This window comes from Ruegeria halocynthiae, assembly GCF_000743705.1.
GTDB classification, from domain to species: Bacteria; Pseudomonadota; Alphaproteobacteria; order Rhodobacterales; family Rhodobacteraceae; genus Ruegeria; species Ruegeria halocynthiae_B.
In genome coordinates, this window is the sequence record NZ_JQEZ01000007.1 from 16,234 (window position 1) to 43,011 (window position 26,778).

Annotated in this window: 23 protein-coding genes and 1 pseudogene; 7 read left to right on the forward strand and 17 right to left on the reverse strand. The window is 58.0% G+C overall.

From position 1 onward, the window contains the following. Positions 1–293 precede the first annotated feature (293 nt). The 10 genes and pseudogenes from JT51_RS19435 to cobU all read right to left on the reverse strand — a co-directional run bounded on the left by JT51_RS19435 (position 294) and on the right by cobU (position 10,693). Positions 294–662 carry a hypothetical protein gene (locus JT51_RS19435; protein WP_152563393.1) on the reverse strand — a complete coding sequence of 123 codons (369 nt, stop codon included), beginning with the start codon at positions 660–662 and terminating at the stop codon, positions 294–296. A 249-nt stretch (positions 663–911) separates the two neighbouring features. Then, positions 912–1,151: a hypothetical protein gene (locus tag JT51_RS19440; protein WP_037316948.1), complete on the reverse strand. Its 240-nt coding sequence runs from the start codon at positions 1,149–1,151 to the stop codon at positions 912–914. A 496-nt stretch (positions 1,152–1,647) separates the two neighbouring features. Continuing rightward, a complete protein-coding gene (locus tag JT51_RS19445) occupies positions 1,648–2,244 on the reverse strand; it encodes a HEPN domain-containing protein (RefSeq protein ID WP_037316951.1) in 597 nt (198 codons plus the stop codon). A gap of 23 nt (positions 2,245–2,267) precedes the next feature. Next, positions 2,268–3,311 carry a DUF262 domain-containing protein gene (locus tag JT51_RS19450; RefSeq protein WP_037316954.1) on the reverse strand — a complete coding sequence of 348 codons (1,044 nt, stop codon included), beginning with the start codon at positions 3,309–3,311 and terminating at the stop codon, positions 2,268–2,270. Positions 3,312–3,876: 565 nt separating this feature from the next. Further along, positions 3,877–4,980 (reverse strand): DUF4365 domain-containing protein, encoded by a 1,104-nt coding sequence (locus JT51_RS19455; RefSeq protein WP_081894754.1) that lies wholly within the window; start codon positions 4,978–4,980, stop codon positions 3,877–3,879. Between the two features lie 132 nt (positions 4,981–5,112). Next, on the reverse strand, positions 5,113–5,967 hold the full coding sequence (locus tag JT51_RS19460; protein ID WP_152563394.1) for a hypothetical protein: 855 nt from the start codon (positions 5,965–5,967) through the stop codon (positions 5,113–5,115). A gap of 1,785 nt (positions 5,968–7,752) precedes the next feature. Continuing rightward, a pseudogene (locus tag JT51_RS22400) lies at positions 7,753–8,607 on the reverse strand (YifB family Mg chelatase-like AAA ATPase); the annotation flags it as partial. Positions 8,608–8,653: 46 nt separating this feature from the next. Further along, complete coding sequence (locus tag JT51_RS19470; RefSeq protein ID WP_037316963.1) at positions 8,654–9,538, reverse strand: glutathione S-transferase; 885 nt, start codon at positions 9,536–9,538, stop codon at positions 8,654–8,656. Positions 9,539–9,596: 58 nt separating this feature from the next. Next, positions 9,597–10,175, reverse strand: coding sequence for a histidine phosphatase family protein (locus JT51_RS19475; RefSeq protein WP_037316966.1), 579 nt, complete (start codon positions 10,173–10,175; stop codon positions 9,597–9,599). After that, positions 10,172–10,693 (reverse strand): bifunctional adenosylcobinamide kinase/adenosylcobinamide-phosphate guanylyltransferase, encoded by a 522-nt coding sequence (gene cobU / locus JT51_RS19480; protein ID WP_037317232.1) that lies wholly within the window; start codon positions 10,691–10,693, stop codon positions 10,172–10,174. Before cobU ends, JT51_RS19475 begins: the two co-directional genes overlap by 4 nt. Before the next feature lie 100 nt (positions 10,694–10,793). On the opposite strand from cobU, the gene JT51_RS19485 reads away from it, so the two are divergent. The 6 genes from JT51_RS19485 (at position 10,794) to JT51_RS19510 (ending at position 17,332) form a co-directional block, all read left to right on the forward strand. After that, positions 10,794–11,672, forward strand: coding sequence for an RNA polymerase factor sigma-32 (locus tag JT51_RS19485; RefSeq protein ID WP_037316969.1), 879 nt, complete (start codon positions 10,794–10,796; stop codon positions 11,670–11,672). Next, positions 11,669–12,484, forward strand: a complete 816-nt coding sequence (locus JT51_RS19490) for a ChaN family lipoprotein (protein WP_037316972.1) — start codon at positions 11,669–11,671, stop codon at positions 12,482–12,484. The genes JT51_RS19485 and JT51_RS19490 overlap by 4 nt, the downstream gene beginning before the upstream one ends. 63 nt (positions 12,485–12,547) lie before the next feature. After that, positions 12,548–13,744: a bifunctional phosphopantothenoylcysteine decarboxylase/phosphopantothenate--cysteine ligase CoaBC gene (coaBC, locus tag JT51_RS19495; protein ID WP_037316975.1), complete on the forward strand. Its 1,197-nt coding sequence runs from the start codon at positions 12,548–12,550 to the stop codon at positions 13,742–13,744. A gap of 15 nt (positions 13,745–13,759) precedes the next feature. Then, entirely contained in the window at positions 13,760–14,215 is a 456-nt protein-coding gene (gene dut, locus JT51_RS19500) for a dUTP diphosphatase (protein ID WP_037317235.1), read from the forward strand. Further along, positions 14,215–15,255 (forward strand): HesA/MoeB/ThiF family protein, encoded by a 1,041-nt coding sequence (locus tag JT51_RS19505; protein ID WP_037316978.1) that lies wholly within the window; start codon positions 14,215–14,217, stop codon positions 15,253–15,255. The genes dut and JT51_RS19505 overlap by 1 nt, the downstream gene beginning before the upstream one ends. A 61-nt stretch (positions 15,256–15,316) precedes the next feature. Beyond that, the gene (locus tag JT51_RS19510; protein ID WP_037316981.1) at positions 15,317–17,332 is read left to right on the forward strand and encodes a M3 family metallopeptidase; all 2,016 of its coding nucleotides are present in this window, start codon (positions 15,317–15,319) and stop codon (positions 17,330–17,332) included. On the opposite strand, the gene JT51_RS19515 is transcribed toward JT51_RS19510, so the two are convergent. The 6 genes from JT51_RS19515 to JT51_RS19540 all read right to left on the reverse strand — a co-directional run bounded on the left by JT51_RS19515 (position 17,333) and on the right by JT51_RS19540 (position 23,902). Beyond that, positions 17,333–18,265, reverse strand: coding sequence for a 2-hydroxyacid dehydrogenase (locus JT51_RS19515; RefSeq protein ID WP_037316984.1), 933 nt, complete (start codon positions 18,263–18,265; stop codon positions 17,333–17,335). Positions 18,266–18,280: 15 nt separating this feature from the next. Beyond that, complete coding sequence (gene rodA / locus JT51_RS19520; protein WP_037316987.1) at positions 18,281–19,420, reverse strand: rod shape-determining protein RodA; 1,140 nt, start codon at positions 19,418–19,420, stop codon at positions 18,281–18,283. After that, positions 19,417–21,366: a penicillin-binding protein 2 gene (gene mrdA / locus JT51_RS19525; RefSeq protein ID WP_037316990.1), complete on the reverse strand. Its 1,950-nt coding sequence runs from the start codon at positions 21,364–21,366 to the stop codon at positions 19,417–19,419. The genes rodA and mrdA overlap by 4 nt, the downstream gene beginning before the upstream one ends. Next, positions 21,363–21,899 carry a hypothetical protein gene (locus JT51_RS19530; RefSeq protein ID WP_037316993.1) on the reverse strand — a complete coding sequence of 179 codons (537 nt, stop codon included), beginning with the start codon at positions 21,897–21,899 and terminating at the stop codon, positions 21,363–21,365. Before JT51_RS19530 ends, mrdA begins: the two co-directional genes overlap by 4 nt. Beyond that, positions 21,892–22,794: a rod shape-determining protein MreC gene (gene mreC / locus JT51_RS19535; protein WP_037316996.1), complete on the reverse strand. Its 903-nt coding sequence runs from the start codon at positions 22,792–22,794 to the stop codon at positions 21,892–21,894. Before mreC ends, JT51_RS19530 begins: the two co-directional genes overlap by 8 nt. A 61-nt stretch (positions 22,795–22,855) precedes the next feature. Next, the gene (locus tag JT51_RS19540; RefSeq protein WP_037316999.1) at positions 22,856–23,902 is read right to left on the reverse strand and encodes a rod shape-determining protein; all 1,047 of its coding nucleotides are present in this window, start codon (positions 23,900–23,902) and stop codon (positions 22,856–22,858) included. Positions 23,903–24,057: 155 nt separating this feature from the next. On the opposite strand from JT51_RS19540, the gene JT51_RS19545 reads away from it, so the two are divergent. Next, complete coding sequence (locus JT51_RS19545) at positions 24,058–24,843, forward strand: 23S rRNA (adenine(2030)-N(6))-methyltransferase RlmJ (RefSeq protein WP_037317002.1); 786 nt, start codon at positions 24,058–24,060, stop codon at positions 24,841–24,843. A 187-nt stretch (positions 24,844–25,030) separates the two neighbouring features. Here JT51_RS19545 and JT51_RS19550 read toward each other — a convergent pair whose 3' ends face one another. Next, positions 25,031–26,599, reverse strand: a complete 1,569-nt coding sequence (locus JT51_RS19550; protein WP_037317005.1) for a 2-isopropylmalate synthase — start codon at positions 26,597–26,599, stop codon at positions 25,031–25,033. Positions 26,600–26,778: the final 179 nt, after the last annotated feature.

Consider the following 26,778-nt stretch of genomic DNA (forward strand, 5'->3'; position numbering starts at 1 on the left):
CAATCCATTTGTTGCATTCTGGAACATACGGGCGTTGCGCTGTGAGCGACGTAACGCACCTTCCCAGTGAATTGCCCCGTGAATCTCAATAATGTTGCCGTCCAATCTTGTTAAGAATGTGCATCTAGGCAGATGGTATCATTGTCTCCTAACAACCGAGTAGAGAAGGCCACAAAGCAGACTTTCGCCGCTAGTGCCCGCTCACCCATTTGAATGCGAACTGGTAATGCTGCCCGAACTGCGAGGCCTTCTTGGCGGACCGATACCGGACATTCAACAACGCAAACGGCTTCTCATTGTGAACCGTAAATTCCTTTCAATTTAGCAATCGGCGCGGCACATTCGGCCCCCCAAACTTCCTCTAAATCCGCGCCAGGAAGAACGTGATTGATGTAAAGAACAGCATCTTGCGCCCACAGATCAACCTGCTCAGGGGTGCCTCCTAAGTCCAGCATGAAGTCTAATAATAACGGCGTGGCATCCGGTTCGATGCCGGTTTGCTGTCCGACAAACATACACAAGAATGCAGTAGGAATGACGCTTTCTGAACCGGAAAATTCTTTGGTCTGGTACTTTGGTTCTTCACCATTCTGGGCCACCAACCCTGAAGGAAGGACAGTCAAGAAAATGCCGAAAAACAAATAGGTGTAATACTTAGTCAAGACCGGCTTGCTCCCTATTGCGAACCAGGAACCCGTTTGCAGTGCCAACCCGGCCCTATCACCCCGTTATCATACCACCCTAGAATTCTGTCATGCACATCATAGACACACCCACAATACTGGCATCGACTTCTTGCCCTATCCCGTATGTCCTCGGGCAGATTCTCTTTCAGCCCCTTGGATACCATTACTTGCCGGTCATGGCTGCCGCCGCGACAATCACTGCTTGGACACTTCAAAATTAGCTCCCTATTGTTGATTTTCACCCTCATGGGGCTGCTCGCGCATATTGCCTAAAATCTCTTGGGTTGGCTTTACGACGTGCTTGCGCGCCAGTCGGATCGCCATCGGTATCCAGATGATGGTTCCGAACCAAGCTATCAGGTAGACCATCAGGAATGGGAACGTGAAGCCGAAGCTGTACATTCCCTCATCCAGACCGTCGTAAAAACTGTCCCAAAGCCCAGGGTAGTCCCCATCTTCAATCATCTTCTATCCTCTAATCTTCCCGAAAGTACCAACGTAACAACACCCACCACAAGCAACCAACAAGACCGATTGCCCCAAAACGGTAAAACTCTGGAAGGAAGGAACTGAACAAGGCAGTAAAGGTCAAGGCGAGTAAACCCAAAAAAGCAACGACCCAAATTACATAAAGTAAGTTCAAACTGCGCTCCTATTTGTTAACTACTGAATTCGTCGTTGTACTTCTTCTGAAGCCGCTTCAATTGAGCACGAGGGCAGTAGTGGTGCTTTCCGAAGGCGTCCACGGCCCCTATTTGAACAAGGTTCGAAGCGACAGAGTCGCGGGCCACCAAGCAGACATTCGCTGCAGGTGCAACCAGAACAGTTCGGGGCTTTGACATGCCCTCAATACAAAGATGCCAGGCCTAAAATGCACCAAGATCCAGAAAGCCATACGCTGCGCCTCACCGACATGAAGGGCAGTTGGAGTTCGCCTAAGAGGCTAGCTCTTCAAAGCAAGTTAGCAACGCAAATGAGAATTGTTTCGAACTATCCGCTGAATACAGCGGCAATATTCTGTAAACTTATCCACCAGCTCGATTACATCAGAAAAACTGACGTCCGAAGCGTCATCGTTGTCATGAATAATTGAGTTCCTTTTTGTAACCCTGGCAGAGATGAAATCCTTCAGGGCTCTGAACTCGTCATCCCCAGTCAAATCCACCCCTACACTTGCGAACGAATTTATCGTTTTCTCAATGTTTCCGCTCACCTTTTCGGTGACTTCTTTATCTGTCAAATCGATCTCGAACGGAGAAAATTTCCTATTTGCAGAAGACTCTTTCGCCCCAGCGGACCACGTCGTAAGATTGTGAGGAATGTTTGCGCTAAACACTCGCCCTTTAATTTCATGAACGAAGTAAAGCACCTCATTTTGCAAGAAGGCTTCGAGGACGGAGCACGCGCTAACCAAGTACGACTTAATGAATACATTGGAATGGTTTTCAAAGAGAGCATCCGGCACTTCTTGAAGTAGCCTTCGGTTACTCTCCTCCGCGACTTCGCGCAATGCAGAGAACTGCTCTTCAAAGTGAATAGAGGAGGAATGTGGGTTCATTCGAAAGGGGTCTCTGTCTAAAATCAGGGAACAATAGAATCGAGCTTTTCTTTCCAGATTTTGTTTCTCAAACCCACCGATGACTTTCTTTGAACTCCTCCCTCGGTGAGCCTTTTAAACTCACGCGAAGAGCACATCTCTTCCCAGGCGTCTCTTATTGCCGTCTTGTGGGCCCTAAGATCTCGCTTTGAGAACGCCGATAAAGTACTCATTTGCAGATCAAAATAGACCAGACCTTGTCGACGGCGCTGACCAGAAAGGCTAGTGAAGAGCTCGTTGTCACCGCCAAACACGATCTTGCATCTATCTAGAGCCGCTACAAATTCTGACCGAAAACGCTTTACTTCTGCAGCGCCATCCCCTTTGTGGGTTTTCATAAAACGATCCAAAAATGACTTCAAATTGCCCTCGTAGCTTTTCAGATCGTTATTCATAGCAAAAAATCGCAAAACCAGCTCTTCACCTTCCAGAGAGTCATTTCTGGCGCTACTACGTTTTCCTATCTTGAAATTTTTCACCTCTTTGGTTTCAGCCAATTCCGATAGCAAATCATTGAATTTTCCCGGAAACAAAGCGTGCCGAATTTCCTGATCTGAAAGGTCAACTCCACCTTGGTTGAGCCTCGAGAATATTTCGGCAACTATTTCTTCGGGGTTTTCACGCCTCAACACGATGCAACGAATTGTCGTGGACTCGAGATCCCGAGCTTCCGATGTGAGGTCGGAGAATTTTTTTCCATTCAAGTGGCTCAGTGTCTCGAGACCGGAGAGAGCGAAGTCATCATTCATGAATTTGCAGATAGTTGTTATTCTTTGCACTCCATCAATCACAAGTTGCCGACCATCATCCATTTCCGCAAAATAGCAGGAAGGCAGCGGTATACGCATCAAACAAGATTCAATAAACTTAGATGACCGATCCCAGCCCTCTTTGTCCCACTTGAACTTCCTTTGAAAGTCAGGGTCTAAGATCAATTTGGGAGGATTCGCCGTAACGCGTGCCACCAAGGTCTCAAACGGGTAATCGACAGTGTTCAAAGACAGAGTTTTCGGGTCGTTCTTGCTCACTTCGATCTCCTATTCTCATGGTTGCAGACTTGTTTATCAGAAGAAGTTCATCCAGCAAGCGGAAACCTAGTCACCACAATGTGGCCGTACAAGCTTGCAAACTAGTTGGTTGGAGCGACTTCCTCATCGGCCGTATTTACCTACTCGGCTGCCCCTGTAGCATCGATACATCGGCACCTCGCTTGAATGTCGCAAAAGGGCTGCGACAAGGGAATGCGGAGTGGCACGAGTCGCTCAATGCCGTCTGAGCCCAAGCAGCTGCGCATCCCTATGACCAAGTTACCCAATATCATTAACGAGCGGTATGGTGAACTACTGCTCATGGCACCAAAGCTGACATTCCTAGGTTGTCAATATCGAGCGCCCAATATGCGCAACAGAAGCGGACTATCAACGCAAGTGCCTCCCGATCACAAAAAAAGTGCATGTAGGCCACTGAGCCGCCGTTCGCCGCGGTTGCAACAATGAGCGTAACCGACGGCAGCTATGCACATAAAGCGGATATCGCAGTGTTCACAAACGCCTTTTCCAGCTTTCGCCTATAATCCACATATCTGCATTGCCGTTAAACGTCCCGAGCATGCCACGGAGCGACGCTAATCTGGTGTGGCTCCACGTCAACTGAGACTACTTCGGCATCGACAAGCACCGCTAAGGTGTCTGCCCACCGCTCACCAATCTCATTCAGTTCTATGGTGAGCCGGTGTTCGACCAATTCGCCTCCTCCCATATCTCCATAGGAATATTCACTATTGCCTATTTCGAGTAGACATTCGCCTTCAATCTCGTCCTCATCAAGCTCGTGGCCAGTTTTAGATTCAATGACGCAGAAGCTCTCGTGCCAGATCTCGATAATTTCTCCATCAAAGTCCTGTATAACATCAGGATAGCGAACAGGTTCCGCTCTCGTTTCAGGGATGAACTTTAGGTAGGGAAATGCCAAAGCCAGCTCACCCATTGAGTATTCCCAATGCGCGCGGAACGGCTCCCAATCGCCTTCGGGCGCGCGAGCTTCAAAATACGCCTCTGTTCTCATCTTTGATATCCAACTGACTATGGTCAGACGCGCTTCTGCACCATGCTGGCGACAATTGCTCAACCATTGCACAACAGACGAGTCCCGTAAGAATCGGGCGATTTCCTTGTCGTTCTCTTCGCTCAAAGAGCGCCTAAGAGCCGGGACTAGGTTGCGGTTCAGAACAATTCGAAAAAAATCACCATCAAGCTCGTTTTTTTTATCGACCTTCACTCGAACAGTCTTCTGATTGAGGGTCATGATCTCATTACCGAAATGATCTTCCACCCATTTCTGCAAATCTATGGCCAAAAACCGATCAACGCTTTCCACGAATACCGCAAGGTAGGTTGGTTGGATATTGAGATACCAGAACCTTAAGTGCGCGACTTCTAGGTCCAGCGCCACTTTGTCAGTAGCTGCGTATTCCTCACTGCTCAATGTACCGGCCATGACCCCTTTCATTTGGAACCAGACCAGGGCTGGCGTGACGATCATCCCGTCGCGTGTTTGGTTTGACGTTGTTAGATGCAGTCCAATGTCGCGCCCGGCATTGTCACGCTCGTAGTCAACGAAAACGCCATAAGGTGCGGCCAAAGCTCTGAACTTGCCCATATATTTGTTTTCAAAATCATCCCGAGCGCCAATTTTCACGATCTTTGCCTCTCCGTTGGTGTTATTGTTTCGCTAAAGGTAACAGTCATGCCGATTGAAAAGCTGGCTTAGTAGACCGCCGACAAGGTGAACCGCAACGGCCGACACGACGCTAAATAAAGGTTGCGATAGCTAGGCGCGTTCAACCTGTGATGCTAAAATCTGAGGTATCGAAGCGACGTCATCAAAGTGCTTGTGCCAGATGGTTTCGATAACTTCGATGTATGTGTCTACTTCCCAACGGCTCATAAATGGAGAAAAAGTTATTTCTTGTATCAGCAGGGGCAACGAAAGCGAAAGATCGCAATAGATAACTGGTTCGTACCCTCCACCAGGTGATCGTTTGGCGTAGCGTACTTCATTTTCATCCTTGTAGTAGGCACGTTTGGAAAACACGGCATCTTCAATGTCGCAAGCCTCTTGGCCGGAGTAGTCAACTTTACCAAAGTAAATATGTGGCTCAGGTCCGGTGTCCCCCAAGCTTGCATCATAGGCAGGATCTTCGATTGCCCTCAGCAGCTCCAAACTATTGAACGTAAATGAAACACCTTTTCCAGACGGAACATAAGTCTTCCACATCAAGTAGCTTTCCGCGCTCGTATTCGGCTCCGAATCTGAATTTGGTCCGCAACATGAAAAGCAATACCACTCGTGTAGATAGTCGTTCGCTGAAACCGGAATAAGTGGACGCAGCAGAGCGGATTTGAAGCCTGTCTGTTTAAGATTGCCATGTGCGATCTCAAGCGAAGCGTTTATGCCTTCATCATCTGACGCTGTTTCGAGGTAGCCCTTTAAAGCTTCAATCGATTGTACGATAGCATTGTCTGCTTGAACGTTTCCAGTAGCCGACACAAGTCGTTGCGTATACCAATCCACTCGATCAAGAATGTACTTTTTCTTCAGCTCAAGACCAACCTGAGCTTCCGCTTTGTCTGAGAATGTATCAACGCGAGAGAGAGGCAGCCTTCGATGGGTTAGGAGGTCCAAGAACTTCCCTATTTCCATGTATTTTCGGCACTGAAAGGTGTGCTGCTGACAGTGTGAGAGGATTCGTGCGTGGAAGCGCTCAGATTGGCCAGAATATGGTTGCTTGGTCATGGAAGGCCTGAAAATGGGGCAATGTGAATACCGACATTCGTTGCAAAGTGAAATGGCGGGTCAATCCCCTAACTTCGTGATGCCGTTGATCACGATGGCTTACCCAACGTCCGGTTTGCGTTTTTCGCGACTGTTTGCATGAGCAAAGCGTAGTATGGTGGTGGAGGTCCGGTCGGGGCTCCGTGAAGACTTTACTTTTCAATGGCGATGGGCCGAAAAAAACCATAAATCCATGTACTTATGAGAGGGCGCGCCTTTGGATTCCGGTCAAAGATCCGCATGTTACGCAATTTATCGAGTGGTTCATGAACAGTTTCGACTAGGTAACATAACGCTAAAACGAAGCAACACATTGATTGGATCAGTGCTGTCTGATTCACCAGCCGGATGGCGTGTAATTGGGATTACTCCTGCCGCTCTAAACAAGTTTGCAGGCGTGGGATTCCGGCACGTTCCAAAAGGCGTACAAAGAGCTCATCTTTGTGACCGGATTGATACAGCTGCAATGGTACTGGCGCGAAACCTGCCATTAACGATGAGTGAGTTGTTTGATATCTGGGAAGGCAGAGACCAAACTGTCTTAGGACTGTCGACTGAGAATAAAACGATTTCTGAGACCCGCTATCACAAAATACTAAATCCAAACGGAGAATTGTTTTCGAACAAGTATGTTGGTTATCGGTATTCGCGATCTCGGGAAGGGCGATACTTGCAGACAATTCTCCCTCAGCCGGTTGGCAGTGAAAGTAGGTCAGACGTGGGGCGTCAAATCACATGACCTGCCCTCTAAGGTGATGTGCCCTATCTCAATCTGCGCACTTAACCTCGGCTTCGATTTCTTCGCAACATTCTGCATGCGCAAAACAAAAGAAGCACGTCAGTGTCTGCTCAGGGCTCAAACTGCCAGCCCTGACGCGACGGTCGCATTGTGCTCCGCTTTGATACACAGTCTCTCCAGGATTTGCGCGCCGCCGAATGAGATTCAGTTGCGCGGAGCATTGGGATTTTTCAATTTAACTTTGGCGGTATCGTCAATCCGCTCATTGAAGGTTAATCAGCGTCTATTCAATTGGTCAGCTACACTGCTTACATCTCAATCGACAAAACAACAGTCTCCCCTTTCGAGCGACTTTCCATTGCTTTGGACAACGCTTTATAGAAAGCGGATTCGCAAAGGTTCGGACCGCAATAGCTACCCATAACCGTCTTGCAGTGAAGGCATGTCACAAGGACCGCGCAGGACCATGGTGCGGAGCCTACACCTTCCTCAGCTTTCAAATGAAAATGACGTCGTGACTCGTGAGCCTGGGCTTCACCGAATTCGAACGGGTTATCGTTGCACCTGCATCTATTGCTGAGGCGCATGGCAGGGGAAATCTCACCTTCGTTTCCTTTAGCGGCATGTATCTCAAACTCCGAGCGTGAGCTTTGATGCGCACCCGTCGGGGGTTCCCTGTGCTTGCCAAATAGAGTGGCCAATTTGGCTAACTGAAAGCAACTTGGCTTCTTTTTTATGGCTTCCATTATCTTTTTGTAGCGTTTTAGCCAAAAAAGCAGCGTGTGTGCCCTGGGTGAAATGCTGACGGGGGAGCGATGTGTTCCAGTGATTTTTGCGACCAACCGCCCTGAGTACGATATACGTTCTACTCCTCTTGCACTCTTTCTATTTCTCTTGCGTGTTTTACAGCCGCCGCCGACTATGGCGGCCATCGACGCGGTATGGTGCGGTTCACGAAAGGGTCGGCTGCGACTGATGCCGCCCTCATCCAGCAACCCGCACAACGATTGGATCATCGAGGTTTCCAATGCCTCTGTCGGGGTCAGGGGTGGCAGAATGCCGGGTAGGCGCGCGGCCAGCATGGATTTGCCCGACCCGGGCGTTCCGATCATGATCAGGTGATGCCGCCCGGCGGCGGCAATTTCCAACGCGCGTTTGGCGCGCTCCTGTCCTTTGACGTCACGCAGGTCGCGGGCACTGGGGGCAAGGTTTACCTCGCCGGGCTGGGCGGCTGGCAACGGCGACTGCCCCGAAAAATGGCGCACGACATCGCCCAGAGAACCCGCCCCGATCACCTGCGTTGCGTCAACCCAGGCGGCCTCGGCGCTAGAGGCGCGGGGGCAGAGCAACGTGCGATCTTCGGCGGCGGCGGTCATGGCGGCGGGCAGGGCACCGACGACCGGCACCAGCGATCCATCCAGTGACAATTCCCCCAGTGAAACGGCTCCCTCAGCGGCGTCTGAGGGAATGATATCCAGCGCGGACAACAATGCCACGGCGATGGGCAGGTCGAAATGGCTGCCCTCTTTGGGCAGGTCGGCGGGCGACAGGTTGATGGTGATCCGTTTCGATGGCAGGGCGATAGCCATCGAACTCAGCGCGCTGCGGACGCGGTCGCGGGCCTCGGACACGGCTTTGTCGGGCAGTCCGACGATGGAAAAGGCGGGCAGCCCCGGCGAGACGGCGCACTGCACCTCGACCGGGCGGGCGTCGACCCCCTGAAACGCGACTGTATGGGCACGGGCAACCATGTACGACCCTTTTTGGTTAACAGGTCGTTGCTGCCATGGTCCCGGTTTAGGAATCGTTAACGGCGTTGGTCATTGCAGAGAATTTCGGCCATGCGTCCGGGTCTGCGACGGTTTTGTCGCGGCAGAACTGGTTGCAGAAACCCCAGCGCTGCGCGTTCAGTTCCAGAAAATGGGTGACTGGTTTGCCTGAATAGGGGCAGTTTTTGTTAATCGAAGGGCCGTCCTGGGCCGCGCGGGCGTCAGATTGGCCACCCACCGGCCAGGCTTGAACCGACAGATCCCGTGCATAAGGAAATGGATCATAGGCCACGGTCATGCCCATCGCGCGCCATTGCCGCACTGATGTATCCGACAGTAATTGCAGGCAATAGTCCCGGTTGGCATCCGACACGGGCAGGCCGTACCCGATTATGCGCGCGGCCACCGGCGTATAGAACACATCGGCCAGAGAATAGGCCCCAAACATCGGCCCTGAGGTCGCACCGGAAATAGCGCGGGCATGGGACCACAGTGTCTCGATACGGTCCAGATCGGCCCGTGTTTCAGGCGCGGGGTCAAACCCCTGCCAGCAGTGTGACAACTGCATCGGGCATTCGCCCCGCAAGGCCGTGAACCCGGCAATCATCTCGGCGCAAAGCCAGCGTGCGGTCGCGCGGGCGGCAGGTTCTGTCGGCCACAATCCGGCCTCGGGGTGCCGCTCGGACAATGTCTCGGCCATGGCGAGGCTTTCGCCTACCACCACGCCGTCGGGCAGGCGCAGGGCGGGCACAAGGCGGGCCGGGGCGAGGGGTTTCATATCCTCCGCCATGGTGCCGGAATACAGGCCGATCATGTGGCTTCGATAGGGCAGGTCGAACTTTTCCAGCATCAGCCAGCCGCGCAGGGACCAACTGGAAAACAGGCGGTCTCCGATATACAAATCATAGGTCATGGCGCAAGGATGGCGTGGCCCGAGCCTGCCGTAAATCAGTGATTTGTGCGCGACCCGATCACGGACAGTGATTGATCCGCCCAACCGACCAGCGGTCGCCGTGATGGGTGATTTCGGTGACCGAGAGGTTGTCGATGCGATGGCTGAGTGCCTCTTGCGCGTCGACATTCAGGGCCCGCTGAACCTGCGTCAGGATCACGCCGAAATGGGCCACGATAATAAGATCGCGCCCGGTATGCCGCGCGATCAGCCTGTCGATTGCCGCATCGACACGGGCGCGAACCTCGTTCCAGCTTTCGCCGTTCGGGGGGCGCACGTCGCCGGGATTGTCCCAATAGGCAAAGGTCAGCTCCGGGTCTTCGGCCTCAATCTCTTTGAACCCGCGCAGCTCCCACGTGCCGAAATGGATTTCACGCAGGTCGGGGTGGTGCGGCAGGCGTTCGCGTGCCCCCTGAATGGCCGAGGCCGTGTCAGCCGCACGCGACAGGTCAGATGAGATGACAATCGCCCCGTCCGGTAGGTAATCGTGCAGGCGGGCGATTGCAGCATGATCACTCAGGTCGGCTGGCAGATCGGACCAGCCAACCATGGTTTTTGCGTGCGTCGGCCCATGGCGCACAAGATGCAGGCGGGTCATGGCAGCTGCCCCTTCAGCGCCAGTGGCAGCCCGGCGGTGACCTGCACCACCAGATCGGCCTGAGCCGCCAGTGCAATGTTCAGCCGCCCCTGCGCCTCGCGGAACCGGCGGGACAGGGCGTTTTCGGGGACAATGCCGTATCCGACTTCGTTCGAGACGATGACAACCGGCGCGCGGCACGATTGTAACGCCTGCAGCAGCGTGGCCTGAGCCTGCTCCAGGTCGTGTTCCGCAAGCAGGTGATTGGTCAGCCACATGGTTGCGCAATCAATCAGACAGGCCTGATCGGCGTTCAGATCGGCCAGCACCGGGCCAAGGTCATACGGGGCTTCGATGGTGGTCCACCCTGCGCCACGTTGGGTTAAATGACGCTGGACCTTGGTCCGCATCTCGTCATCAAACACTTGTGATGTCGCTAGGTAAACTTTGTTTTTCCCTGACGAAACAACCAGTTGTTCGGCGAACGCAGACTTGCCCGAGGCCGCCCCGCCCAACACAAAGGTTAAATCCCGCGTCACTGTTATTACCTTTCTGGTGATCCAACCGGTTTTGTTCTGCGTATCGACCATAGGTCGGCATGGCAAGCCCGACCCGCGCCTGTGAAAAGGGGAGATTTCTATGGCACTGGACAACGCAAAAGATTTTTCGATGTCCCGGCAAGCGATGAAGGCCGAGTTGCTGGACGCCGAGACCGAGTTACGGCTGGCCTATGCCTGGCGCGACGACCGGGATGAACAGGCACTGCACCGGCTGATTACAGCCTATATGAGGCTAGCAATTTCGATGGCCGCCAAGTTCAAACGCTATGGCGCGCCGATGAATGATCTGATTCAAGAGGCCGGGCTGGGCCTGATGAAAGCGGCGGATAAATTCGACCCCGACCGCGGCGTGCGCTTTTCAACCTATGCCGTCTGGTGGATCAAGGCGAGCATTCAGGACTATGTGATGCGCAATTGGTCAATGGTTCGGACCGGGTCGACCTCTTCCCAGAAATCTCTGTTTTTCAACATGCGCCGCGTTCAGGCGCGTCTGGAACGTGAGGCTGCGACCGATGGTATGAACCTGGACCGCCACCAGTTGCATCAGATGATTGCCGCCGAGATCGGCGTTCCTCTGCGGGATGTAGAAATGATGGAAGGGCGGCTGTCGGGGTCCGATTTTTCGCTGAACGCCGTGCAATCGGCGGATGAGGACGGGCGGGAATGGATTGACGCCCTGGAAGATGACCGTGAACAGGCCGCGGAAACGGTTGAGAACAGCCATGACACCAAGCAGCTGCGCGAATGGCTGGTGACGGCTATGCAGGCGCTGAACGACCGCGAACAGTTCATCATACGCGAACGCAAGCTGCGCGAACCGAACCGGACGCTGGAAAGTCTGGGGCAGGAACTTGGCCTGTCCAAAGAACGTGTGCGCCAGCTTGAGGCGGCAGCTTTTGCAAAAATGCGCAAGAACCTTGAAGCCCAATCGCGCGAGGTGCAACACTTCATCGCATGAAACAGATTGCGATTCTGCTGTGTGCGCTTGTGGTTATGGCCGGTCCCGGCCGTGCCGATGACTTGATACCCGACGATGTAGCGGCCGCGATGGCCGCTGCGGATATTGTGATATTGGGTGAAACCCACGACAATCCCCGGCACCACGTCATTCAGGCCGAGGCTTTGAAGGCCATCGCGCCCTCGGCCGTTGTGTGGGAGATGGTGACCGAAGAAGGCGCGCAGCGTCTTGCGGATAAGGCCGTTTCCGATCCCGAAGAGTTATCCAGAATCCTGCGCTGGCTCGAATCCGGTTGGCCACCGCTCAGCATGTATTACCCGGTTTTTCAGGCCACGGATGCGCCGATTTACGGGGCCATGGTCCCGCGCGCAGCCGCACGTGCCGCGATGGAGCGGGGCGCGGCCACTGCGCTGGGCGCAGATGCCGCGCGTTTTGGCCTGACGGTGCCTTTGCCCGCCGAAGAACAGGCAGAGCGTGAGGCGGACCAACTGGCGGCACATTGCAACGCGATTCCAGCAGAGGTACTGCCGCAGATGGTGGCCATTCAACGGCTGCGCGACGCGGTGCTGGCACGCGCCATTCTGCGCGCTATGGATGAAACCGGCGGGCCGGTTGGGGTGATCACTGGCAATGGGCACGCGCGCAGGGACCGGGGCATTCCAACCTTTTTGTCCCGCCTGCGCCCGGGGCTGAAGGTGTTTGTGCTGGGCCAATCTGAGGATGGCGTGGTGGATGGTGAATTCGATGCCGTGATCGACAGCCCCGCCATCGACCGCGAAGACCCGTGCCTGGCGTTTGAAACCCGAAATTAACTGCTGGAACTGGCGGGCGGCCTTGCCTAATGTCGGGGCCGACCGGGACGGGAAGGGCACAACATGCTGGCATCGAAACGCATTCTGCTGATCATCGGCGGTGGCATCGCGGCCTATAAGTCGCTGGACCTGATCCGGCGCCTCAGGGAACGCGGGGCGGCAGTGACGCCGGTTCTGACCCGTGCCGCCGAGGAATTCGTGACGCCCTTGTCTGTGTCCGCTCTGGCCGGGGAAAAGGCCTATCGTGATCTGTTCGACCTGACGGATGAGGCCGAGATGGGGCATATTCAGCTGTCGCGCTCTGCCGATCTTGTTGTTGTCGCCCCGGCAACCGCTGATCTGATGGGCAAGATGGCCGGGGGGCTGGCCAATGATCTGGCCTCGACCCTGTTGATGGCGACGGATACGCCGGTTCTGTGTGCCCCTGCGATGAACGTGCGGATGTGGGACCACCCTGCAACCCGGCGCAATCTGAAGCAGCTGCAGGCCGATGGCATCCGCTTTGTCGGCCCGAACGATGGCGACATGGCCTGTGGTGAATTTGGTCCCGGCCGCATGTCGGAACCCTTGGAAATCGTCGCGGCAATCGAGGCCGAACTGGGCGGCGGGCCGCTGCAAGGCAAGCGTGTTCTTGTGACGTCCGGCCCCACGCACGAGCCGATTGATCCGGTACGCTATATCGCCAACCGGTCCTCGGGGGCGCAGGGCACGGCAGTGGCCCGGGCGCTGGCGGCACTGGGGGCCGAAGTGATCTTTGTGACCGGACCGGCAGATGTTCCACCGCCCCAGGGGGTGCAGGTGGTACCCGTCGAAACCGCGCAACAGATGTCGGACGCGGTGGATGCCGCGCTGCCGGTAGATGCGGGTGTGTTCGCCGCAGCAGTCGCGGATTGGCGGGTGGCCAGCGCATCGGACAAAAAGCTGAAGAAAAGCCGCGACGGGATGCCTGCGCTGGAGTTCGCCGAGAACCCCGACATCCTCAAACGCATTGCTCACCTTAAGGTTGGTCGCCCCGCACTGGTTGTTGGCTTTGCCGCCGAGACGGACAATGTGGTCGACCACGCCACCGCCAAGCGGGCGCGCAAAGGCTGCGACTGGATCGTCGCCAACGATGTTAGCCCGGCGACGGGCATTATGGGCGGGTCCGAGAACGCAGTGGTCCTGATTTCGGACGATAGCGCCGAGGAGTGGCCGCGCATGGGCAAGGATGCCGTGGCCGAGCGTTTGGCGCGCAAGATCGCCGACGCGCTGACCAGCTAGACAAGAGGTGCCGTGATGGTTGCAATCCGAGTGACCCGCGAGGATGGGGCCGATCCGTCGGTGCCTTTGCCGTCTTATGAGACATCCGGGGCCGCCGGTGCGGATGTGCGGGCGAACCTGCCAGATGGTGCCGCGATCACGTTGGAACCGGGTCAGCGCGCCTTGATCCCAACCGGCCTTCGGATCGAAATTCCGCAAGGCTTTGAGGTGCAGGTGCGCCCCCGTTCGGGGCTGGCGCTGAAACACGGTATCACACTACCCAACACGCCGGGCACGATTGACAGTGATTATCGCGGTCCGCTTGGTGTGATCGTCCTGAACGCCGGGCAAGACGCGTTCAAGATCACCCATGGTGAACGCATCGCCCAACTGGTCGTTGCCCCCGTCGTTCAGGCCACGTTCGAGTCCGTGGGCGCGCTTAGCGACACCACGCGTGGTTTGGGCGGCTTTGGGTCGACTGGGCGCGGCTGATGCTGCTGGTTCTGATCCTGGCTGCCGGGCTTTGGGGTGTCGGATATCTGGCGGGCGTTTCGCGCGCTGCGCGTATGACCTTGGTCGGGGTGCTGTTGCTGGGCGTGATCACGGCACAGCTGATCCTGCCCGATGGTAATCCCCTGCGCGAGGCGACTGGCGGCTCTGCGGCGATATGGTTGATACTGGGTGGCACGGCGCTGCTGGTTCTGGTTTATGGACGGGCGCTGAAAGCGCTGCGCAATCGCGCCACGTCAACCTCAGCCAAGGAGCCCGCGATGCCATCCGACAAGTTTTCCGAGACCGAGCTTGAACGTTATGCCCGCCACATTGTTCTGCGCGAACTGGGCGGGCCGGGTCAGAAAAAGATGAAACAGGCGCGGGTGCTGGTCATCGGCGCAGGCGGGCTGGGCGCGCCTGCCCTGCAATATCTGGCAGCCGCCGGTGTCGGCACCATCGGCGTGATCGACGATGACGAGGTCGAGAATGCCAATCTGCAACGGCAGGTGATCCACCGTGACGCCGATATTGGCATGCCCAAGGTGTTTTCCGCGCAACAGGCAATGCAGGCGCAGAACCCCAATGTGGTGGTCCTGCCGTACCATCGCCGCCTGACTGAGGAGATCGCGGCAGAGCTGTTTGCCGATTTCGATCTGATCCTTGACGGCACCGATAATTTCGACACCCGCTATCTGGTGAACCGCGCGGCGGTTGCACTGGGCAAGCCGCTGATCTCGGGCGCATTGTCGCAGTGGGAAGGGCAGCTGAGCGTCTTTGATCCGGCCCACGGCGCGCCGTGCTATCAGTGCATCTTCCCCGAGGCCCCGGCCCCCGGTCTGGCCCCGTCCTGCGCCGAGGCGGGGGTGGTCGGCCCGCTGCCCGGTGTGGTGGGTTCGATGATGGCGGTCGAGGCGATCAAAGTGATCACCGGTGCGGGTCAGACCTTGCGCGGTGAAATGCTGATCTATGACGCGCTTTATGGCGAAAGCCGCAAGATCACCCTGTCACGCCGCGCCGATTGTCCGGTTTGCGGCGAGTGACAACTGCCCGCTCTGGATCATCACCCCAACCGTTCCTAGGTTGGGGGCAAAGGAGACCCCAATGACCAATCCGATCCTGTCCGACTGGACCACACCGTTTGAAATCGCGCCGTTCAACCAGATTTCCGATGACGATTTCGCGCCCGCGCTGGACCAGGCCATGCAGGCCCACAACGCTCAGATCGACGCGATTGCCGCCAACCCGGACGCGCCGACCTTCGCCAACACGATTGAGGCGCTTGAGGCGGCGGGTGAGCAGATGGACAAGGTTCTGTCCGTCTTTTTCACCGTTGCGGGGGCAGACAGCAATCCGGCGCGCGAAGAATTGCAGCGCGCGTTTTCGCCCAATCTGTCGGCGCATTTCTCGGGCATTTCGTCAAACAAGGCGCTGTTTCAGCGCGTGGCGGATCTGTGGGCGCGCAAAGAGAATCTGGACCTGACCGACGAACAGGCCCGCGTACTGATGCTGACCCATCGTGGGTTCGTGCGCGCGGGTGCGGCCCTTGAAGGGGCCGAGGACGCGAGGATGCAGGACATCAAGGCGCGGCTTGCCACCTTGGGTACGAATTTCACGCAGAACCTGCTGGCGGATGAACGCGAATGGTTCATGACCCTGTCCGAGGATGATCTGGAAGGTCTGCCCGATTTCGCCGTGAAAGCCGCCCGCGCGGCTGGTGAAGAAAAAGGGGCAGAGGGCCCGGTTGTGACGCTGTCCCGCTCGTTGATCGTGCCGTTCCTGCAATTCTCGCCCCGCCGCGATCTGCGGGAAAGGGCCTATCGGGCCTGGACCGCGCGCGGTGCAAATGGCGGCGAGACCGACAATCGGGATATCGCTGCTGAAACCCTGACCTTGCGTACGGAACGCGCCAAACTGCTGGGTTACGACAGCTTTGCCGATTTCAAGCTGGAAACAGAAATGGCCCGCACGCCCGACCGGGTGCGCGACCTGCTGATGCAGGTCTGGGAACCGGCAAAGTCCCGCGCTAACGCGGATGCCGATATCCTGACGCAGATGATGCAAGAGGATGGCGTCAACGGCCCGCTTGAGGCATGGGACTGGCGCTATTACGCTGAAAAACGCCGCAAGGCCGAGCATGATCTGGATGAGGCCGCGCTGAAACCCTACCTGCAACTGGACCGCATGATCGAGGCCGCTTTTGCTTGTGCCAACCGCCTGTTCGGGCTGGAGTTCGCGCCGCTGGACGTGCCGCTTTACCACCCCGATTGCCGGGCGTGGGAGGTGACGCGCAACGGGCAGCATATCGCGGTGTTCATCGGGGATTACTTTGCGCGCGGCTCGAAACGATCGGGCGCGTGGTGCAGCGCGATGCGGGCGCAGGCCAAATTCCCCAAAGCGCAGGCCCCGGTTGTGATCAACGTATGCAACTTTGCTAAGGGCGACCCGGCGCTGCTGTCTTATGACGACGCGCGGACCTTGTTTCATGAGTTCGGCCATGCCCTGCACCAGATGCTGTCCGATGTGACCTATGAAAGCATTTCAGGCACCAGCGTCGCGCGTGATTTCGTCGAACTGCCCAGCCAGCTTTACGAACACTGGCTGGAGGTGCCCGAGGTTCTGGCAGAATTTGCCACCCATGCCGAAACCGGTCAGCCGATGCCGCAGGACATGCTGGATAAGGTGCTGAAGGCGGCGAACCTCGATCAGGGGTTCCAGACGGTGGAATATGTCGCCTCGGCGCTGGTCGATCTGGCGTTCCATGACGGCGATGCCCCGGCTGATCCGATGGCGAAACAGGCCGAGGTTCTGGCCGGGATCGGGATGCCGCAGGCCATCGGAATGCGTCACGCCACCCCGCATTTCGCCCATGTCTTCGCGGGCGACGGATACAGCTCGGGCTATTACAGCTATATGTGGTCCGAGGTCATGGATGCCGACGCCTTCGCCGCCTTTGAAGAGGCCGGTGGCGCGTTTGATCCCGAACGGGCCAAAGCGCTGGAGGACAACATCCTGTCCACCGGCGGCACTCGCGAGGCCGAGGAGCTGTATCTGGCCTTCCGTGGGCGTATGCCGGGGGTTGAGGCGCTGCTGAAAGGGCGCGGGCTGATCGCGGCCTGATCAATACCCCAACGAACGGTCGACGAGGTGCAGGAAGGGCTCGCCCGCCTCACTCCGTCGGATGTTGTCGCAGATCACCTGCGCCGCCGTCACGGGCCGGGTTTCCGATGCGATATGCGGCGTTACCGTCACATTCGGATGCGCCCAATAGGGGTGATCCACCGGCAGCGGCTCAACCCGGAACACGTCCAGCGTGGCGTGGCCGACCTGCCCCGTATTCAGCGCCGCCAGCAGCGCGTCATCGTCTATCAACGGCCCGCGACCGGGGTTGATGATGCACGCGCCTTTGGGCAGCAGCGCCAGCGTATCGGGATTCAGGATATGTTCAGTCGCTGGCGTGTCCGGCAGCAGCAGAACCAGTATCTCGGCCTGTGCCAGGGTCGCATGCAGCCCGTCATCGCCATGCAGGCAGGTGATGCCGGGGATATCTTTGGCCGTGCGGCTCCAACCGGTGACGTCGAAATTCAGGGCCGCCAGCGCACGGGCGGCGACCTGTCCCAGCGCGCCCAGCCCAAGGATACAGACCTGCCGTTCGGGTGCCAGCGGCGGGACGTCGGGGGTCCACACTCCGTCTTGTACGGTGATGTGTTGGTCCATCCCCAGATGATAGCGCAGCACATGGCCCACCACCCATTCAGTCATACCCTGCGTCAGCCCGTGATCCACCATTCGTGCCAGCGGCACGGTCAGGGTTTCATTGCCTGCGATCTTTTCCACCCCGGCCCAAAGGCTCAGCACCGCTTTCAACCGCGTATAGGGGGTGAAATCCAGCAACCCTCCGCTTGGGGCGTAGACGACGTAGTCGACCTGATCCGGGTCGATGTCGGTGGCAAGGTGAAAATCCAGCCCGGCCTCTGTCAGGCCTTTGGTCAGCAGCGGTTCATACACGGGCCACAGGGCAGGGCGCGCAGAAAACAGGACGTTCACGGGCATGGATGGCCTTTCAGATCAGCGAGGGCGGTGGATATGGGCACTTTGCACGATGCCAAAGGCCGCCATCAATACCAGCATTGCCGAGCCGCCATAGCTGACCATCGGCAGCGGCACACCCACAACCGGGGCCAGCCCCATGACCATCGACATGTTAACGGCGAAGAACAGGAAAAAGTTCAGGGCAATGCCCAGCGTCACCAGTGACGAGAACCGGTCCTTGGTCGACAGCGCCGTGACCAGACAGAAGATCAGGATCAGCCCGTACAGGGTCAGCAGGGTGATGCCCCCGACAAAGCCGAATTCCTCGGCCAGTGTGGTAAAGATGAAATCGGTGTGTTTTTCGGGCAAGAAGTTCAGGCGCGATTGCGTGCCCTGCATGAAGCCGCGCCCGTTCCAGCCACCTGATCCCAGCGCGATCTTTGACTGGGTGATGTGATACCCCGCCCCCAGCGGGTCGGTCGACGGGTCCAGAAACGTGTCGATCCGGCGGAACTGATAATCCTTGAGCAGCTGCCATTCCGTGCCCCGGCTGTTGAACACGGTGGCAATCAGGCCAACCACGGCGGCAATGACGGCGGCGAAATATGCCCAGTGAACCCCGGCCAGAAACATCAACCCGCCGCCCGCTGCCAACAACAGGATCGAGGTGCCCAGATCAGGCTGGCGCAAGACCATGAAGGTGGGGACCAGGATCAGGATCACCGGAATGACAACCCAAAGTGGCCGGGACGTCTTGTACGAGGGCAACCAGTCGTAATAGGCCGCCAACAGCATCACCAGCGTCACCTTCATCACCTCGGACGGCTGCAGACGCATGAACCCCAAGTCGATCCAGCGCTGGGCGCCCATTCCGATGGTTCCAAACAGCTCAACAAAAATCAGCAGGGCAATGGACCCCAGATAGGCCACCACCGACATGTTGCGCCAGAACCAGATCGGCACCAGAGCGATGATGAACATGACCGTCAGACCCAGCCCGAACCGTTCCATCTGCGGTTCGGCCCAGGGCAGCCACGACCCGCCCGCCACCGAATACAGCATCAGGAAACCGGCGCTGGCCGTGCTGATCAGCAACAGGGTCAGCGGCCAGTTCATATACAGGAACTTGCGGAACCCCGATGGCGTGGATTTGACGGCGTATTCAAGATAGCTCATGCGCGGTCCTTTTCATCGGGACGCGCTTTGGGGCGTCGGTCGCCCTCTAGCCGCTTTTGCTGTTCCTTGATGCGTTCGCGGTCAGCAACCGGATAGGCATCAAGCGGCGGTGTGCCATTGTACAGCGCCTGCAGCATGATATCCCGTGCGACCGGGGCGGCCGCCTTGGACCCCCCGCCGCCATGTTCCACAACCACAGCGATGGCATACTTTGGGTTGTCATAGGGCGCAAAGCTGACGAACAGCGCGTGGTCGCGGCGCTCCCACGGCAGGTCCTCGTTGCGGATCACACCGGCGGCGCGTTCGGCTTTGGTGATGTTGCGCACCTGGCTGGTGCCGGTCTTGCCGGCCATGCGGAACTCATCCTCGATGATCCGGCTGCGATAGGCGGTGCCGCGCCGGTCATTCGAGACCGAGAACATTGCTTTGCGAATTTGATCGAGGTTGTAGGGGTTGATCTCCAGCGGTTCGCCCGCACCCGTCGGCTGTTCGACTCCATCGACCGACCGGACCAGACGCGGGGAAACTGCGCGCCCGGTCGCGATCCGCGCTGTCATGACCGCCAGCTGCAGCGGCGAGGCCAGCATAAAGCCCTGCCCGATCGAGGCGTTCGCCGTGTCACCGACCAGCCACTCCTCGCCGTGTACTCGGCGCTTCCACTCCTGATTTGGCGCCAGACCGGCCGCAACGGCAGACATCGGGATGTCGTGCCTGACGCCCAGTCCCAGCTTCCGGGCCATCTCGGATATATTGTCGATGCCTGTGCGCAGGGCCACGTCATAGTAATAGACGTCACAGCTGCGTTTCAGTGACAGGCCAAGATCGACGGTGCCGTGGCCGCCGCGTTTCCAGCAGTGAAAGCGACGGCTGCCCACCTTCAGGTGTCCGGGGCAATAGACGGTGTTTCCCGGTCCGATCACTCCGGCCTCAAGCGCGGCCAGCGCGGTCACCATCTTGAAGGTGGACCCGGGCGGATAGGTGCCCTGCACGGTCTTGTTCGCCAGCGGGCGATATTTGTCCTGCGTCAGGGTCCGGTAGTCCGCGACCGAGATACCGCGCACGAACAGGTTGGGATCGAAACTTGGGGCAGAGCTGATGGCCCGGATATCCCCGGTCTCGCAGTCGATCACGACCGCTGCCGCGCTTTCACCTGCCAGCCGGGCCTGTGCGTATTGTTGAAGGTCCGCATCCACGGAAAGTTGCAGATCGGCCCCTGTTTCGCCTTCCTGACGATCCAGTTCGCGCATCACGCGGCCGGTGGCGTTAACTTCGACCCGTTTGGCACCAGCTTTGCCGCGCAGGCTGATTTCCTGTTTGGCCTCCAGCCCGACCTTGCCGATCTGGAACCGGGGAATGCGCAGCACCGGTTCGGGGTCTTCGATCTGACTGAGGTCATAGTCGCTGACCGGGCCGACATAGCCGACCACATGGGCGAAATCCTCGTATCGGGGGTATTCGCGGGCCATCCCGACCTCAGGCGTTACGCCGGGCAGGGCGGGGGCGTTGACGGCGACCTTCGAGATATCCTCCCACGTGACCTGATCGGCCAGCGTAACCGGCAGGAACGGGGCCGAGCGGCGCATTTCAGCCTTGGCGCGCTCGATCTCATCCTGGGTCAGCGGGATTAAATCGGACAGCTTGGCGATGACCTTGTCGATATCGCCCGCATCCTCGCGCACAATGACAATCCGGTAGGATTGCGAGTTTTGTCCGATGATCTGCCCGTTGCGATCATAGATGCGTCCGCGTGTCGGCGGGATCAGGCGGATGTTGATGCGGTTTTCCTCGGCCAGCAGGCGGTATTCGTCCGCCTGATCGACCTGCATAAACCGCATCCGCGCCGCCAACCCGCCGACAAAGGCGGCTTGCAATCCGCCCAGGATCAGCGCCCTGCGCGGCAAGCGTTTATAGGCAAGGCCCTGGGATTTGGATTTGTGCTGTTTCATGTTCGCACCCCTGATGTGCCGGATTCAGCGGTAGATGCACGTCGCACGCCGCATCCATTCTGGCTGAGAAGAACGATCAGAGGGTAAACCGCAATTGTCAGAACCACTTGCACGGCGACTGGCCCCAATGCTGCCTGTTGCACCGAAAGAATAGCAAGAATAACGCGATTCAAAACAAAAACAGCCGTGATCGCCACAGCGATAGTGCTCCATTCGCCCAAAAAGCCAGCATCCCTCATTCCAGATCCTGCCGACCGAAGATAGGCCGCGCCCAATACGACAAGGGCCGCCAGCAAGCCGGGCGGCCGCTGAAGAAGCAGGTCGGCCATCAGCATCACAAAGGCAATCAATACGGTCGGGACGTATTCAGGCCGCCGCAGAACCCAGGCAAAGGTCAATGCGATCAGTAAATCGGGAAACGGCCAGCGATCAGGTTGCGTGTCCAGCGGCAGCAGATGCAGGAACATGATCAGCGCGGCCAGCAACAGGAATAACCCGCGTTTGGACCAAAGTTGCGAGACCTGGCTATCCATCACCAACCTCGGTCGGGGTAAGCGCGGCTTCGGGTTGTTTCGGGCCGACGATGTCACCGGATTCCCGAATTGCAGGCGCAGAATGGTATCGCAGCACCCTCAGAAACTCGAGCCGTTCAAAGTCTGCCGACAGGCGCACGCGCAGGCGACCACCGGGGTCGGCGGTGATCTGACCGATCAGCAGGCCAGCGGGAAAGACGCCCCCATCGCCCGAGGTCACCACACGGTCGCCGGGGCGCACAAGTTCGCGGTTCTCCAGAAACTCAACCACAGGTGCGGGGGTGTTGTCGCCTGTGATCAGGGCGGTCTGGCCCGAGGGTTGAATCGTCGCCGGAATTGCGCTGGATGCATCGGTCATCAGGATCACCCGTGCCGTATCCGCCCCCACGCCCGAGATGCGCCCGACCACGCCGATTCCGTCCATGGTGGCCCAGCCATCGGTGATACCGTCGCGTTCGCCCACGTTCAGTAGAACGGACTGCCGGAAGGGCGAACCGCTGTCGGCCATGACAACACCGGTGATGTAAGTCAGGCGCGGATCAAGGCGCACATTGTTCAGGTCCAGCAGCCTGGCGTTTTCCTGTTCCAGTTGCAGCGCGGCCTCTTTCCAGGCGCGCATCAGGCGCAACTCGCTGCGCAGCTCTTGGTTTTGCTCGCTCAGGCGCTGATAGCTTTGGAAATCGCGCACCAGATTGACCGCAGCCGTGACCGGAACCATGGCCCATTCCATCGAAGGCACCACCTTGTCCACCACCTGCGCGCGGAACCGTTCCACACGTGGGCTGTCAATGCGCCAGACCAGAAAGATGGCCAGCAGACACAGCACCACAATCCCCAGCAGCAAGCGGCGCAGGGGGGTGGTGTATTCATCGCGCTGTGATCGGTCTTTTGCCACAGGACTCCTTCCCGTGCTGCTCGCGCCCGATTGTTGACCCCGTTCTTAAAGGGTGCGCGCCTTAGCTTTCGTAGTCAATCGCGTGGCGCAGCTGTTTTTCGTATTCCAGCGCTTTGCCGGTGCCCAAAGCCACACAATTCAGGCTTTCGTCGGCAATCGACACGGCCAGGCCGGTCTGTTCGCGCAAGGCAAGATCCAGATCGCCCAGCAACGCACCGCCGCCGGTCAGCATCACGCCCCGGTCCACGATGTCCGCCGCCAGATCGGGTGGCGTGGTTTCCAGTGCGGTCATCACCGCTTCGCAGATTTGCTGGACGGGTTCGGACAGCGCCTCGGCCACCTGGGCCTGACTGATCTCAATTTCCTTGGGCACACCATTCAACAGGTCGCGGCCCCGGATATGCATCGACTGACCGCGTCCGTCGTCGGGCATACGGGCGGTGCCGATGGTGGTTTTGATGCGCTCGGCGGTGGATTCACCGACCAGCAGGTTCTGCTGGCGACGCAGGTATGAGATGATGCCCTCATCCATCCGGTCTCCGCCCACGCGGACCGAACGGGCATAAACGATGTCACCCAGCGACAGAACCGCAACCTCGGTGGTGCCGCCGCCGATATCGACAACCATGTTGCCGGTCGGATCGGTGATCGGCATGCCGGCACCGATTGCGGCAGCAATAGGTTCGGCAATCAGCCCGGCGCGGCGTGCGCCTGCGGACAGAACCGACTGGCGGATCGCGCGTTTTTCAACCGGGGTCGCACCGTGGGGGACGCAGACAATAATTTTGGGTTTCGAGAAGGTGGACCGTTTGTGCACCTTGCGGATGAAGTGTTTGATCATCTCTTCGGCGGTATCGAAATCGGCGATGACACCTTCGCGCATCGGGCGGATCGCTTCGATCGAACCGGGGGTCCGGCCCAGCATCAGCTTGGCATCCTCACCCACGGCCAGCACTTTTTTCACGCCGTCCTTGACGTGATAGGCGACCACAGAAGGCTCAGACAGGATCACGCCGCGCCCTTTGACATAAACCAGCGTGTTCGCTGTCCCAAGGTCGATGGCCATGTCCGCTGTGAACAGGCCGCCCAGATTGCCAAAGATGCCCATGATACCCCTGATCCCGTTAGTCAGAATTTCTACTGCCCGCGACTCGACGGTTCCGGGACGGATGTCTTATAGGGTGCCATCACGCCCGGTAAAAGGGCTGATTCCGCGTTAGTCAGCACCTTTCCGCCTTATTGAATGGGACTTTAGAAGGCAACATGCTCTCTTATCAACACATTTACCATGCTGGAAATCTGGCTGATGTGCAAAAGCACGCATTGTTGGCGTGGATGCTGAACTATCTGACCGGCAAGGACAAACCGCTGACCTACCTTGAGACGCATTCAGGGCGTGGTTTGTATAAGCTGGATGCGACCGAGGCACAGCGCACGGGCGAGGCCGCGGCAGGCATCCAACGCGGCCAGCGTGAAGGCTGGTTTGACGACACTCATCCCTTGTCCCGGGCGCTGCAAAAGGTCCAGGCGCAGCATGGGCCAGAGGCCTACGCCGGGTCACCTTTGATCGCAGCGCGTCTTTTGCGAGAACAAGACAGCCTGCATTTTGCCGAGTTGCACCCCCAAGAGCATTCGGTTCTGGCAACGGTGCTGTCTCCGTTTGGCGCCAAAGTGTATCGACAGGATGGGTATGAGTTGGCGCAATCCTTGTTGCCGCCGACACCCCGGCGGGGACTGTTGCTGATTGATCCCAGTTACGAGGTGAAGTCGGAATATGACCGGATGCCCGGAATGATCGCCAAGTTGCATCGCAAGTGGAATGTCGGGGTCATCGCACTGTGGTATCCGATTTTGACGGACATGCGGCATGAGGCAATGATTTCAGCACTGCAGGCGCAAAGCTTGCAGAAAACCGTCCGCCACGAGGTGCGGTTTGCACCGGTGCGCGACGGTCACCGTATGATCGGGTCAGGCATGTTTATTATCAATGCGCCGTTTGGCATCGAAACCGAAACGGCGCGTTTATCGGCGGTGTTTGCTGATCTCTGATATCTGGTCGGGGGGAATTCCAGCTTAGGACGGGACGGCTCCCGCCTCGGGTGCCCGCATCAAAGATGCAGCCAACCGAGTTGGGCCCGGCAGCGCGCCGCAGGCGCGCTGCCGGGCCCAATGCCGCAAGGTGGTTCGGCGCAGCCGGCCCGCCGCGGGAACGGGAGTGTTTGCCCCCGCTCTGTGGTCAGGTCAGGTCTTTATAGCTGATCTCGCGCGCATCGGCGCCGGGGCCGGTCTTTTCGCGGCGCATGATCAGGCGGTTCAGCGCGTGGATATAGGCCTTGGCCGAAGCCACCACTGTATCCGTGTTCGCCGACTGGCCAGTTGCGATCATGCCATCCTCACCCAGCCGGACCGAGACTGTTGCCTGCGCATCCGTGCCTTCGGTGACCGCATGGACCTGATACAACTGCAGCTGGGTCTTGTTCGGATAGATCGCGCGGATGGCCTTGAACGTCGCATCCACCGGCCCGTCGCCATGTTCGGTGGCGATGACGTCCTTGCCATCGACCTCCAGTTCAACCGTTGATTCTGCCTGACCGCCCGTGCCACAGGTGACCTTCATCGACACCAGTTGCAGATGATCACCGGCCTCATCCAGGGTCATCAATGCGATGAGATCATCGTCGAAGACCTCTTTCTTACGGTCCGCCAAGTCCTTGAAGCGCACGAAGATGTCCTTGAGCTGGTTGTCCCCAACGTCAAAACCCAGGGTTTCCAACTTATCGCGCAACGCAGCCCGGCCCGAGTGTTTGCCCAATGGCAGCGACGTGCCAGAGAGGCCGATATCCTCGGGGCGCATGATCTCAAAGTTCTCGCGGTTCTTGAGCATGCCATCCTGATGGATGCCGCTTTCATGGGCAAAGGCGTTCTTGCCGACGATGGCCTTGTTGAACTGCACGTTAAAGCCCGACACGGTCGCCACGCGGCGCGAGATATGCATGATCTTCGTGGTGTCGATGCCGGTGTGCCACGGCATGATGTCGTTGCGGGTGCGCAGCGCCATCACCACCTCTTCCAGCGCGGTGTTGCCCGCGCGTTCGCCCAGGCCGTTGATTGTGCATTCGATCTGACGCGCGCCACCAGCAACAGCTGCCAGCGAGTTCGCGGTCGCCATGCCAAGGTCATTGTGGCAATGGGTTGCAAACACCACCTCATCCGCGCCGGGAACAGCGTCGATCAGGCGCTTGATCAGGTCGGCGGATTCGACCGGGGCCGTGTAGCCAACCGTATCGGGAATATTGATCGTGGTTGCGCCCGCTTTGATCGCAATTTCGATCACACGGCACAGGTAATCCCATTCGGTGCGGGTGGCATCCATCGGGGACCACTGCACGTTTTCGCACAGATTGCGCGCATGGCTGACCGTCTCGTGGATCTTGTCGGCCATTTCGTCCTGGGTCAGGTTCGGAATGGCGCGGTGCAGCGGCGAGGTGCCGATAAAGGTGTGAATGCGGCTTTTGCCAGCGTGTTTCACCGCCTCCCAACAGCGATCGATATCTGCAAAATTGGCGCGGGCCAGACCGCAGATGCGGCTGTTTTTCGACCGCTGCGCAATCTCGGAAACCGCCTTGAAATCGCCCTCGGAGGCGATGGGGAAACCGGCTTCGATGATGTCGACGCCCATCTCGTCCAGCAGCTCGGCGATTTCCAGCTTTTCGGCATGGGTCATGGTCGCGCCGGGGCTCTGCTCGCCGTCGCGCAAAGTGGTATCGAAGATCACGACGCGGTCTTGATCGGTCACATTGGTCATGGGAATCTCTTTCTTGTCTGTCCTAAAGCCTATGGCGCGCGGGCGTCCTCCTCTGAGCGGGCGCGCCGGGTGGCACGCTCAGAGGCGGATTAGGATCAGTAGGCCACGCAGCGACGCACCGCGAAGGGCGGCGTCGGCAAAAGGGATATCTGCGCGGTTAATCATGAGGCGGAATTTAT